The organism is Gordonia amarae NBRC 15530 (assembly GCF_000241345.1).
In the GTDB taxonomy this organism is placed as follows: Bacteria; Actinomycetota; Actinomycetes; order Mycobacteriales; family Mycobacteriaceae; genus Gordonia; species Gordonia amarae.
The window spans coordinates 1-12961 of the sequence record NZ_BAED01000046.1 but is presented as its reverse complement, the minus strand read 5'-3'; the positions used below and the strand labels follow the sequence as shown (position 1 = coordinate 12961).

The window sequence follows — 12961 nt, the reverse complement described above, 5'->3', positions numbered from 1 at the left end:
GCCGATCGGGGAGCGAGGTGACGCGCGTAACGCAACCGTAGCGAGCCGTAGTGTTCCCGCAACATTTCTGTCATTTGACAGAAAAGGGTCGGGAGTTATCTATCACTCGACAGATACCTGGCTCGACGACGAGCCTTCACGACCCGGTGAGGATGCTCATGACCACCACAGCCACACCCGAATCGGCCCCCTCGTACGGTCCACGAGAAGGCGAATCGCCGGAAGGGAGGCCGATGGCCACCGACGCCGACGACCTCTCCGAGCTCGGCTACCACCAGCAACTGCACCGATCCCTCGGCAAGTTCGCGTCGTTCGCCGCCGGCTTCTCTTTCGTCTCGATTCTCACCACGATCTTCCAGCTCTTCGGGCTGGGCTTCGGCTTCGGCGGTCCGGCGTTCTTCTGGACCTGGCCGATCGTCTATGCCGGCCAGTTCCTGGTGGCGCTGTGCTTCGCCGAGATCGCGGCGCGGTATCCGATCTCCGGTGCGATCTACCAGTGGTCGCGGCGCATGGGCGGGGAGGTGATCGGCTGGTTCGGCGGCTGGTTCATGATCATCGCGCAGATCGTGACCGCCTCCGCCGCGGCCATCGCCCTGCAGGTGGTGCTGCCGACCGTCTGGTCTGGCTTCCAGATCATCGGCGACGACAGTGCGCTGACCAGCACCAGCGGCGCGGCCAACGCCGTCCTGCTCGGGTCGGTGCTGCTGGTGATCGTGACCACCATCAACTGTGTGGGTGTGCGCTGGATGAGCCGGGTCAACAGTGTCGGCGTCACCTGTGAACTCATCGGCGTCACCGCCGTGGTGCTGGCCCTGTTCACCCACGCCAAGCGCGGTCCCGACGTCGTCTTCGACACGGGTGCCCCCGGCGAGGCGCCCGGCTACATCTGGGCGTTCATCGTCTCGGGCCTCATGGCCGCCTACGTCATGGTCGGTTTCGGCTCGGCCGGTGAACTCGCCGAGGAAACCCACAATCCCCGCCGCGTGGCACCGCGCACCATCCGCCTCGCACTCACCGTGTCGGCGGTCGGCGGTGGACTGATGCTGCTCGGCGCGCTGATGGCCGCACCCACTCTCGACGACGAACTCGCGACCGGTGGCCTGCCGTACGTGCTCGACTCGGTTCTCGGCAGCTTCTGGGGCAAGGTACTGCTTTGCGATGTCGCGGTCGCGATCCTCATCTGCACCCTCGCGATCCAGACCGCCTGCTCGCGGCTGATGTTCTCGATGGCCCGCGACGGCAGGCTCCCGTTCTCCAAGCAGCTCTCGCACATCAACGAACGCACCGGAACCCCCATCGCGCCGTCGATCCTCATCGGGGTGCTGTGCATCGCGGTGCTGCTGGTCAACGTCGGTAACGCGGCCATCTTCACCACCCTCGCCAGCGTCTGCATCATCCTGATCTACCTCGCCTACCTCGCGGTCACCGGACCGATGCTGTACCGGCGGCTGCAGGGGTGGCCGCGCCGTGGGACCGACTCGGCCCCCGCCGTGGACGCCGAAGGCAAGAAGCTGTTCAGCCTCGGCCGGTTCGGCGTCGTCGTCAACCTGCTGGCGGTGATCTATGGCGCGCTGATGGTGGTCAATCTCGCCTGGCCGCGCGCCGAGGTCTTCGACCCGGCCGGTGATATGCCCATCCTGCGCTGGGCCGGACCGATCTGCATCGTCGCCACCACCGTCGTCGGCATCGCCTGCTACCCGCGCGGCAAGGAACATCCGCGGCCCGTGACAGCCGGCAGCTAGCGTTGGTCTTTCGAAAATCGCTTCTTCCCAACAGCTTTCAGGAGTACAGATCGTGACCACAGATACCGCCACCACCGCGGGCGCCCGGGACCATGCCCGCGCGCAGGCGGCAGGCATCACCGACTCGATGCCGGTCGTCCCGGCCCGGGACTGGCCCACGTCGCCGGAGGGTGTCGCCGCGGCCCACCTCACCTGGGCCGAGACCGTGCCCGGCGGGCGCTACACCACCAAGGTGCTCGCCCGCGGCACCCGGATCCGCCTGCGAGACATCGACGGCCGGGCGAGTGCCCATGTGCTGCTCTGGCGCGCCGACGCACCGTGGGAGCGGCTCAACGTGGCCGACACCGTGAAGGTGCCGTGGCAGGCCTACCTCGGTGAGGGGCATCCGCTGCTCAGCGACCAGGGCCGTGTGCTGGCCACCGTCGTCGCCGACGGCTCGGGGCATCACGACGCGCTCTGCGGCACCACCACTCTCGCTGGAAACGCCGCGAAGTATGGTGCGGGAGAGGTTCATTCGGCCAGCCCTGCCGGCCGTGAGCTGTTTCTCCTCTCGGCCGCCAAGAACGGCCTGACACCCACCGACGTACCGCCGTCGGTGTCGTTCTTCCACGGGGTCGTCGCGGGTGCCGACGGAGCGCTCACCTCGACGGGCACCGCCGGACCGGACGCGTCGGTGGAGTTGATCCTGCACCTGCCGTGCATCGTGGCCATCGCCAACACCGCGCACCCGCTCGATCCCGCACCCGAATTCAGCACCGGCCCCGTCGAAGTGCTCGCCTGGCGGGCCGAGAGCGACCTCGACGCCGTGATCGCGGGCGCCGCCGACCGCGAACCCGAATACGGCCGGGCCGTGGCCAACAGCGAAGACGCCTGGGCAGCAGCTCACTTCGCGTAGCGCGCAGTGAGACCGACCCACCACTTTCAAGGAGAATTCATGACCACCGCAACGGATGTCGCCTCGCCGGCACCGCAGGACCTCGCCCTCGCCGGAGGGGAGGTCATCGCCGATGTGATCGTCACCGACCGCGCCCCCTGGTCCGGCGTCGTGGCGGCGGGCGACACGCTGACGATCGTCGACCTGTACGGGAATCAGGCCGTCGACACCCTCTTCTACGGTGCCGCCGACCATGCGGTGCGGTACTCGGCGCAGACGACGATCGCCGCGCAGGGCAACATCTTCCTCACCGCCGGATCGGTGATCCGTGACCAGGAATCGCAGCCGATGATGACGATCGTCGCCGACGAGGTGGGCAACCACGACACCCTCGGCGGTGCCTGCTCGCAGGAGTCCAACACCCTGCGCTACGGCCACCACACCAAACATCAGCACGCCTGCGTCGAGAACTTCCTGATCGAGGGCAGCCGGCATGGCCTGGGCAAGGCCGACCTGGTGGGCAACGTCAACTTCTTCATGAACGTGCCCATCGATGCCGACGGTTCGCTCGGCATCGTCGACGGGCTGTCGGCGCCCGGTAAGCGGCTGGCGTTGCGTGCCGATGCCGACACCCTGGTGCTGATCTCCAACTGCCCACAGATCAACAACCCGTGCAACGGTTTCGACCCCACCGCGATCCGGCTGATCATCACCCGTCCCGAGGGAGTTGCGTAACCGTGACGACGTGTGAGGTGTTGCGGGCGGGCCCGATGACGACGGTCCAGGACTGGCCCGGGCGGCTCGGTTACTGGAAGGTCGGGGTGCCGCCGTCGGGTCCGATGGACGACCTGTCGTTCCGGCTGGCCAACCTGGCCGTCGGCAACCCCGAAGGTGCGGCCGGTCTGGAGGCCACGCTCGCCGGGCCGTCGCTGCGTTTCGACGAGGCCGTGGTGGTGGCCGTGACCGGCGCTCCGGTTCGGGTCACCATCGCGGGAAGGGTCGTGCCGCAATGGGTTCCGCTGCACGTCGCCGCGGGTGAGGTCCTCGACGTCGGCGCCGTCGGCGAGCTGGGGATGCGTGTCTACATCGCGATCGCCGGCGGCATCGGCGCACAGGAGTATCTGGGCAGCCGGGCCACCTTCACCCTGGGCCGGTTCGGCGGGCACGACGGCCGCGTCCTCGTCGACGGCGACACCCTCAGCTGTTCTGGCGCAGGCACCGCAGAACGCGCACCGCGCCGGATCCTGAGCGACGAACAGCCCGCCCTCAGCAACGACTGGCAGCTCGCGGTGACCATGGGCCCGCACGGCGCGCCGGAGTTCTTCACCGACACCGACATCGACGATCTGCTGGGCACGGCCTACGAGGTGCATTTCAACTCCGACCGCACCGGTATCCGGCTGATCGGGCCGCAACCGCGCTGGGCGCGCGCCGACGGCGGCGAGGCCGGTCTGCACCCGTCGAACATCCACGACACCGCGTACTCGGTGGGTGCGCTCGACTTCACCGGTGACACCCCGATCCTGCTCGGCCCGGACGGCCCGAGCCTCGGCGGTTTCGTGTGCCCGGTGACGGTGGTGAGCGCGCAGCGCTGGAAGATCGGGCAGCTCAAGCCCGGTGACACAGTGCGTTTCGTGCCGGTCCGGTCCGCGCACACCGCGTCCCCGGCCACCACCGGCGCCGGGCGCCGTGCCCACTTCGTCGACGTGCTCTCACCCGGCGGCGACGAGGACGCGGGTGTGCTGTCCACCGGCCGCACCCGCGACGGCGACACGTCCGTCACCTACCGGCGCTCGGGCGATGACAATATTCTTGTCGAATACGGCGACATGACACTGGATCTCGCGCTGCGGGCCCGGGTGCACGCGCTCGCGGAGCGGATCGAGGCCGAGAAGCCGTCCGGGCTGCTCGATCTCACCCCAGGCATCCGGTCGCTGCAGGTGAAGGTGAATCCCGATGTGCTGCCGCAGCACAAGCTGCTGGATTGGCTCGCCGAATGCGAGAGCCAGTTGCCCGCCGCCGATGACCTCGTGGTGCCCAGCCGCATCGTCGAACTGCCGCTGTCGTGGGACGATCCGGCGACCCGGGAGGCCATCGAACGGTACATGCTCGGGGTGCGGTCGGATGCGCCGTGGTGCCCGTGGAACATCGAGTTCATCCGCCGGATGAACGGGCTGGGCTCGGTCGATGCCGTATACCGCACCGTATTCGATGCGAGCTACCTGGTGCTGGGCCTGGGAGATGTGTATCTCGGTGCGCCGGTGGCGGTTCCGCTCGACCCACGGCACCGGTTGGTGACCACCAAGTACAATCCGGCGCGCACCTGGACCCCGGAGAACGCCGTCGGCATCGGCGGGGCATACCTGTGCGTGTACGGGATGGAGGGTCCCGGCGGATACCAGTTCGTCGGCCGCACCACGCAGGTGTGGAATCACCGGCACCCGTTGCCCACTCCCGGATTCGATCCGCAGCACCCCTGGCTGCTGCGGTTCTTCGACCAGATCCGGTGGTATCCGGTGGGTGCCGACGAACTGCTCGACATGCGTGCCGACGTCGCGGCCGGCCGGGGCGACGCGATGCGGTTCACCGACACCACGTTCTCCCTCGCCGAACACCAGCGCTTCCTCGACGCCAACGCCAACGACATCGCCGCGCAGCGGATGCTGATGGAACAGGCCCGCGCCGAGGAACGGCAGCGCTGGTCGCTCCAGGGTGAGTTCGCGGACAGCACAACCGAATCTGGTGCGGCACCGGATGCGGCCGACCGGGAGGAGAAGGTCGCATGAGCAGGATCGCCGAGATCTACCGGGCCATCGCCGCCGCCGAGCGGCCGGAGGTGTTCATCTCACTGCGCGAAGCCCTCGACGTCGAACGCGACTACCGGGCGTCGGTCGCGGCGAACGGTCCGCTGGCGGGAATCATCGTGGCCGTCAAGGACAATGTGGACGTCGCCGGCCTGCCCACCACCGCGGCCTGCCCCGGGTTCGCCTACCCGCCTACCGCCGACGCGCCCGTGGTGGCGGCGCTGCGGGCGGCGGGGGCGGTGGTCATCGGCAAGACCAACCTGGACCAGTTCGCCACCGGCCTCGTCGGTACCCGCAGTCCCTATGGAGCGGTGCGGGATTCGCGTCGCCCCGACCGCATCTCCGGTGGTTCGAGCTCCGGTTCGGCGGTGGCGGTGGCCCTCGGCTTCGCCGACATCGCCATCGGCACCGATACCGCCGGGTCGGGACGGATCCCGGCGGGCCTGCAGGGCATCGTCGGTATCAAACCGACCCTGGGCGTGGTCTCCACCCGCGGGGTGGTGCCCGCATGCGCGAGCTACGACGCGGTGACCGTCTTCGCCGCCGACGTCGACCTCGCCGACCGGGCGATGGCCGTGATGGCCACAGCCCACGGCCCCCGTGCCTTCGGCGGTACCGCGGGCCGGATCCCGCTGGCGGCTCCCGAACAGCCGGTGGTCGCGATCCCGGCGGAACTACCCGAGCTCGATGATGCCTGGCGGGCGGCCTTCGCCGACGCGGTGACCCGTGCGCAGGCATGCGGGATGAGCGTCAAAGCCGTCGACCTGTCGGCCTTTCTCGCCGCCGCGACACTGCTGTACGGGGATGCGCTCGTCGCCGAACGCTCCGAGGCCGTCGGTGATTTCCTCGCCGGAGTCGACGAAGGCGGGGCCGGCGATGATCGTGCCGGGGTGGACCCGACCGTAGCCGGGATCGTCTCGGCGGCGGCCCGATTCTCCGCGGTCGACCTGCTGCGTGCGCACCGCAAGCTCGACGGCCTGCGGACCGAGGCGACGGCGCAGCTCGACGGCATCGATGCGCTGCTGGTACCCACCGCCCCCTTCCATCCCACGATCGACGAGGTCGCGGCCGATCCGGTCGGGGTGAACTCCCGGATGGGCACGTACACCAACTTCTGCAACCTCTTCGACCTGTGCGCGGTGGCGGTCCCGGCGGGCACCGTCGACGAACACGATGGCAGCACCGCGCAATTCGGTGTGACCTTCCTCGGCCGGACCCACCACGACGCACTGATCACCGACCTGGCGCGACGGTTCGCGGGTATGCCCGAGCAGCAGCGGGCGTGGCCCGAGCGGGCCGGTGCCCCCGCCGTCGAGCTGGCGGTGTTCGGTGCGCACATGCGGACCGGGCCGCTCACCCACGAACTGTCCTCGCGCGGAGCCCGCTGGGTGGGCCAGGTGCGCACCGCACCGTGGTACCGGCTGGTGGCGCTGGAGACGGCGCCACCCAAGCCCGGTCTGATCCGCGAACCCGGCGAGGGCCGCGGCATCCGTGGCGAGATCTGGCACCTGCCCCCGGACGCCCTCGGCGAGTTCCTGGCCGCACTGCCCTACCCGATGACGCTGGGCAAGGTCGAACTCGACGACGGCCGCTGGGTGGTCGGCTTCGGCTGCGCCGCCGACGCCGGCGAATCGGCCACCCCGCTGGACACCGACCGCTGGCCCCTGCCCACTTCCCCACGTTGAGGTGCCCCGCGGGTTGCGTTGTCCCGCCGCTGGTTGAGGTACCGTTCCCCGCCGGTTGAGGTGTGAGGAGCGCAAGCGACGAGCCTCGAAACCCGGTGAGACGACGACCACTAGAAACCGCCACATTGTCGGCTTGCGGGGTTTCGAGGCTCGCGAGCTCGCACCTCAACCGGCGAAGGGGCCGAGAACTTCGGTCATGGTGCGGCGCAGGGTGTCCCGGTAGCGGGCCACGTTGTCGAGTTTGATGTGCTCGTAGCCGCGGACCATGTCGGGCAGGGACAGCATCTCGATGACCGCGGGCACATCGGCGGCCCCGATCGTGCCGTCCCGCCACGCCCGCAGCACCCGGTCGACCACGTCCCGGTACTCACCGATCAACTCCCGTTCGGTGCGGCGTACCTCGGTGTGCCCGAACGGATCCAGTGTGGTGCCGCGTAGCCGCTTCATCCGGGCCAGCCCTGTCAGTGCCGGTCGCGTCCACTTGCCGAAGCCCACCTTGTGGTCGATGCCCACCGCCCGCAGCGTCGGCGGGTGCAGCCGCACCGAGGTCGACGCGTCGTCGCCGTAGGTGTGGGCGACGGTCTCGGCGAATTCCGGGTCGGCGGTCAGCCGGGCCACCTCGTACTCGTCCTTGTAGGCCATCAGCTTGTACAGGTAGCGGGCCACGGCCTCGGTGACGCCGTCGCCGAGGCCGGAGCGGTCGACACGGGCCACCAGTGCCAGATACGCCCGCGCGTAGTCGCGGTCGGCGTAGGCGATCAGCTCCTCGTACCGCCGGACGGTCACCGCGCTGACCACGGGATCGGTGATCCCCGCCGACAGCACCGCCCGCAGCGCATCCGGCGACGGCTCCACCTCGTTGTGCGATGACCTGGAATCAAGCACGGCCGTAAGCGCATCCGGGTCGGCCACCGACTGCCGGCCCCGCCGGAACGCCTGCACGTTGGTGGCCACCGCCACCCCGTTCAGTTCGATCGCCCGCTCGATCGACGCCGCGCTCACCGGCAACGCCCCGCTCTGGCAGGCGGCCCCGACCAGCAGCATGTTGGCGAACTGTTCGTCGCCGAACAGGGCGTCGCTGGTTGCCACCGCGTCCAGGTACACCGCCCGCGCCACATGTTCGTCGATCGCCGAATGCACGGCCGCGTCGGCGGGGAAGCCGACCTTGGTGTCGATGACCATCGCGCCGGTAGGCATCTTGGTGGTGGACACCACCGCGACCGTCCGATGTGCCTCTGCCACCTTGAGATTCACCGGATCGGTGCCGACCAGCGAATCGCACACCAGGTACAGGTCGCAGGTGCGGGCGGCCACCTTCGCGGCCTGCTCCACCGGCTGGTCGCTGATCTTCACGTCGCTGACCACGGCGCCGCCCTTCTGGGCCAGTCCCGTCATGTCGACGGTCCGGGCCGACCGCCCGTCCAGTGTCGCCGCTGTGGCGATCACCTGCGAGATCGTCACCACCCCGGTTCCGCCGATCCCGGTGATCCGCATCGAGAACGTCCCGCTCGCCCCGTTGTCGGTTGAGGTGCGACGAGCCGCTAGGCGACGAGCCTCGAAACCCGGTGAGACGACGTTGTCCGCTTGCGGGGTTTCGAGGCTCGTACCTCGCACCTCAACCAGCGACGGGGGCACCTCAGGCATCGGGGGGAGATCATTGACGGGTGTGCGGTCCCGATGCGTCCCCGGGGTGACGGTCACGAACGCCGGGCAGTCGCCGTCGAGGCACGAGTAGTCGAGATTGCAGGAGCTCTCGTCGATGCGGGTCTTGCGGCCGAACTCGGTGTCCACCGGCTGCACCGACAGACAGTTCGATTTGCGGCCGCAGTCGCCGCATCCCTCGCAGATACGCTCGTTGATCATCACCCGGGTGGTGGGGGTGTCCTGCTTGCCGCGCTTGCGTTTACGGCGCTTGTCGGCGGCGCACTGCTGATCGTGGATGAGCACGGTGACGCCGGGGATCGCGGCGAGTTCGGTCTGAGCGGCGAGCAGCTCGTCGCGGTGCCGCACCTTCACGCCGGAAGCGGTACCGCGCAGCATCTTCCGGGTGCGGTCTGGATCATCGGAGGTCACCACCACCTGCGCGACACCCTCGGACGCGAGAAGCGTCACCAGGTCGGCGAGGTCGGGGCCGCCGATCGCCTCCTGCCCGCCGGTCATCGCGACGGTGCCGTTGTAGAGCAGTTTGTAGGTGATGTTCTCACCCGAGGCCACCGCGGCGCGCAGCGCGAGCGACCCCGAATGCGCGAACGTCCCGTCGCCGATGTTCTGCACGAAATGGTCCTGGGACACGAACGGTGCCATCCCGATCCACTGCGCACCCTCGCCACCCATCTGGGTGGTGCCCACCACGTCACCCACCTGCCGCGGATCCATGAGCAGAACCATGGCGTGACAACCGATCCCGGCGCCCACCAAGGTGCCGTCGGCGACCTTGGTGGAACTGTTATGCGGGCAACCCGAGCAGAAGTACGGGGTTCGTACCGCCAGCGGCAGCTCGATGCGGGTCCGGGTGCGCGCCGCGTTGTCCAGCCACGACCGGGCGGCCGGGACGTCGTGATGCCGCGACAGCCTGCCCGCCAGAGCGCGGGTCACGGCGTCGACGTCGAGTTCACCGAAGCGGGAGAACAGGGTGGAGCCGTCCTCGTTGGCTTTGCCGACGATCGCGGGCGCCCCCGGATGCCGGAAGAGGATGTCGCGCAACATGGTTTCGATGAAGTCGCGCTTCTCTTCGACGACGATGATCTCGTCGAGTCCGCGCCCGGCCGCGGTGTCGCCGACGAACTCGTGCACGATGTCCCGGTCCAGCGGATAGACCATGCCCAGCTTGAGGATCCGGATACCGAGCCGGCGCAGGTCGGCATCGGTGATCCCGAACAGCCGCAACGCGTTCCGTACGTCGAGGTAGGTCTTGCCGGCGGCGACGATACCGATGCGGTCGTCGGGCGAGCTCACCACGATCCGGTTGATCCGGTTGCGCCGCGCGTATTCGAGAGCGCGCGGGATGCGGATGGTGAGCTGATTTTGTTCCAGCTCCATCAGCGATGCGCCGAGCAACCGGCCGCTCGGGACGTGCGGACTGCGGCCGATCAGTTTCGGCACGAGCCGGTCGGGATGGACCACCGCGGTCGACGCGCCGTCGGCCACGTGCGCCGAGATCTTGAGCGCCGTCCACAGGCCGGAGGCCCGGCTCATCAGCGCCGCGTGCACCCCGAAGTCGAGGATGTCCTGCGAATCGGCGGGGTACAGGGTGGGCAGGTACAGGTCTGCCAGCGCCATCTCCGACGCCGACGGCACGGTGGAACTCTTGGCGCCCGGGTCGTCGCCGACGATCGCCACGGCACCGCCGTCGGGGTGCGCGCCGACGAGATTGGCGTGCCGGATCGCGTCGGTCGCCCTGTCGAGGCCCGGGGCCTTGCCATACCAGTAGCCGACGACCCCGTCGACGGGTGAGTCGGCGCGCAGGCCGACACCGGCCGCGAGCTGCGAACCCATCACGGACGTGGCGGCGAGTTCCTCGTTGAGACCGGGGCGGTGCACCACGTTCAGCGGTTCGAGCAGTCCGCGGCGGCGGCCGAGTTCGAGGTCGAATCCGGCGAGCGGTGACCCTTCGTAGCCGGAGACGAACGACGCGGTGCGCAATCCGAGCGTACGGTCGATGCGGGTGCGGTCGGCGATCATCCGGACGAGCGCGGCGATGCCGGGGAGGTAGATGGTGCCGTCCTCGCGGGTGTACCGGTCGTCGAGGGTATCGGTACACGACAGACGGGCTGGACGTTCGTTCGCGATGGTCATGGGATCACCAGGCCTTCTCTTGCGTCGACTCCGGCGGCCGGTTCGTGGTGGCCACCGGAGACACTGTGTCGTGGTCGAGCCCGGGGGTGGTGGGCTCTCCGCCATCGTAGGCCCCGGGTGTGATCTGTCACACCAATGTTCGCATCGGTACAGGTAGGCGTTGTCCGATGTGCTTCGGATGGACTACCCGGACCCGGTGTGAGGTTCCAGGTCCCGGGCTGCCCGGATGGCTGGGGTTTGCCGATAACTGTGTTCCACGACACACGCGCGGGCGTAGCGTGGTGGCAGAGCTTGCCGCGTAAACACCCATTTTCAGGCGAGAAGGGGACACATGGCCGTCGAGACGTCATACGCCAAGGGCGAGGACACGCCCGCCCTGCTCACCGAGACAATCGGTGCCACCCTCGCCCGGACCACTCGGGCATATGGCGGCAACCTGGCGCTGGTCGACGCGGGCCAGGGCGATCCGGCTGCCGACCGCAGCTGGACGTACGAGGAGTTCCACCGAGACGTACGGGCCGTGGCGGCTGGGTTGCTGCGGATCGGGGTGGACACGGGTGACCGGGTGGGGCTGTGGTCGCCGAACCGGGCCGAGTGGGTGATCGTGCAGTACGCGACCGCCGAGATCGGGGCGATCCTGGTCAACATCAACCCCGCCTACCGGCAGACCGAACTCGAGTACGTGCTCAACCAGGCGGGGGTGAGCGTCGTGCTGGCCACCGACCGGTTCAAGGACTCGGAGTACGCCGCGATGCTCGGGCAGGCGCAACCCGCCTGTCCCGGGTTGCGTGAGGTGGTGCTGTTCGACTCGCCCGGATGGCAGGCGATGCTGAGCGAACCGGCCCCCGACGAGGCGGCCCGAGTCGGGCAGATCGCGGCGTCGCTCTCACCAGACGATCCGATCAACATCCAATACACCTCCGGCACAACCGGTTTCCCCAAAGGGGCCACTCTCAGCCACCGCAATATCGGCAACAACGGGTATCTCGTGGGGGAGTTGCTCGAATACACCGACACCGACCGGATCTGCCTGCCGGTGCCGTTCTATCACTGCTTCGGCATGGTGATGGGCAATCTCGCGGCCACCAGTCATGGTGCGGCCATGGTGATTCCGGCGCCGGCCTTCGATCCGGAGGCCACGCTGCGGGCCGTCGAACGCCACCGCTGCACCAGCCTGTACGGGGTGCCCACGATGTTCATCGCCGAACTCGACCTGCTCGATCACGCGGGTTCGGCAGCATACGATCTGTCCTCCTTGCGGACCGGCATCATGGCCGGCTCGCCCTGCCCCGAGGCCGTGATGCGCCGGGTAGTCGACGAGATGCACATGTCGCAGGTGTCGATCTGCTACGGCATGACCGAGACCTCGCCGGTCTCGATGCAGACCCGGACCGACGACCCGCTGGAACTGCGGGTGGGCACCGTGGGCCGGGTGGGGCCGCACCTGGAGATCAAGATGATCGACCCGGTGACCGGCGAGACCGTGCCGCGCGGGCGGGTCGGTGAGTTCTGTACCCGCGGCTATTCGGTGATGAAGGGCTACTGGGACCAGCCCGACAAGACCGCCGAGGCCATCGACGCCGACGGCTGGATGCGCACCGGCGACCTGGCGGTGATGCGCGAGAACGGCTACGTGGAGATCACCGGCCGCATCAAGGACATGGTGATCCGGGGCGGCGAGAACATCTACCCCCGTGAGATCGAGGAGTTCCTCTACACCCACCCCGACATCCTCGACGCCCAGGTCATCGGCGTCCCCGACGACTCCTACGGCGAGGAGCTGATGGCGTGGATCCGGCTGCGCGACGGCGCCTCAGGGCTCACCGTCGAGCAGGTCCGCGAGTTCGCCACCGGCAAGATCGCCCGGCACAAGATTCCCCGCTACGTCCACATCGTCGAGGCCTTCCCGATGACGGTCACCGGCAAGATCCGCAAGGTGGCCATGCGCGAGGAATCGATGGGCCTCCTCGGCGACCCCCCTTCTTGATCCCTGAGGCCGAAGCGACGAGGGGGTGGTCACCCTTCTTGTTCCCTGAGGCCGAAGCGACGAGGGGGTGGTCA

The 12961-nt window shown here is 68.7% G+C and carries 7 protein-coding genes; 6 read left to right on the top strand and 1 reads right to left on the bottom strand.

Annotated features, from left to right (window positions below; all coding sequences use genetic code 11):
- Positions 1-152 precede the first annotated feature (152 nt).
- The 5 genes from GOAMR_RS12340 to atzF are packed head-to-tail and all read left to right on the top strand — an operon-like array spanning position 153 to position 7105.
- Positions 153-1742 carry an amino acid permease gene (locus GOAMR_RS12340; RefSeq protein ID WP_040515137.1) on the top strand — a complete coding sequence of 530 codons (1590 nt, stop codon included), beginning with the start codon at positions 153-155 and terminating at the stop codon, positions 1740-1742.
- A gap of 52 nt (positions 1743-1794) precedes the next feature.
- Entirely contained in the window at positions 1795-2637 is an 843-nt protein-coding gene (locus GOAMR_RS12335) for an urea amidolyase associated protein UAAP1 (RefSeq protein ID WP_005187920.1), read from the top strand.
- 39 nt (positions 2638-2676) lie between these two features.
- Complete coding sequence (locus tag GOAMR_RS12330; protein WP_005187916.1) at positions 2677-3351, top strand: urea amidolyase associated protein UAAP2; 675 nt, start codon at positions 2677-2679, stop codon at positions 3349-3351.
- A 2-nt stretch (positions 3352-3353) separates the two neighbouring features.
- Entirely contained in the window at positions 3354-5402 is a 2049-nt protein-coding gene (locus GOAMR_RS12325; RefSeq protein ID WP_005187913.1) for a 5-oxoprolinase/urea amidolyase family protein, read from the top strand.
- Complete coding sequence (atzF, locus tag GOAMR_RS12320) at positions 5399-7105, top strand: allophanate hydrolase (RefSeq protein WP_005187910.1); 1707 nt, start codon at positions 5399-5401, stop codon at positions 7103-7105. The genes GOAMR_RS12325 and atzF overlap by 4 nt, the downstream gene beginning before the upstream one ends.
- Before the next feature lie 165 nt (positions 7106-7270).
- Here atzF and GOAMR_RS12315 read toward each other — a convergent pair whose 3' ends face one another.
- Positions 7271-10900, bottom strand: a complete 3630-nt coding sequence (locus tag GOAMR_RS12315) for an indolepyruvate ferredoxin oxidoreductase family protein (protein WP_005187909.1) — start codon at positions 10898-10900, stop codon at positions 7271-7273.
- A gap of 331 nt (positions 10901-11231) precedes the next feature.
- On the opposite strand from GOAMR_RS12315, the gene GOAMR_RS12310 reads away from it, so the two are divergent.
- The gene (locus tag GOAMR_RS12310) at positions 11232-12887 is read left to right on the top strand and encodes an AMP-binding protein (RefSeq protein ID WP_005187905.1); all 1656 of its coding nucleotides are present in this window, start codon (positions 11232-11234) and stop codon (positions 12885-12887) included.
- Positions 12888-12961: the final 74 nt, after the last annotated feature.

Bases quoted from the DNA above. Each gene is read 5' to 3' on its own strand.
- GOAMR_RS12340 (WP_040515137.1), top strand. From the start codon at position 153: ATGCTCATGACCACCACAGCCACACCCGAATCGGCCCCCTCGTACGGT.
- GOAMR_RS12330 (WP_005187916.1), top strand. From the start codon at position 2,677: ATGACCACCGCAACGGATGTCGCCTCGCCGGCACCGCAGGACCTCGCC.
- atzF (WP_005187910.1), top strand. From the start codon at position 5,399: ATGAGCAGGATCGCCGAGATCTACCGGGCCATCGCCGCCGCCGAGCGG.
- GOAMR_RS12315 (WP_005187909.1), bottom strand. From the start codon at position 10,900: ATGACCATCGCGAACGAACGTCCAGCCCGTCTGTCGTGTACCGATACC.
- GOAMR_RS12310 (WP_005187905.1), top strand. From the start codon at position 11,232: ATGGCCGTCGAGACGTCATACGCCAAGGGCGAGGACACGCCCGCCCTG.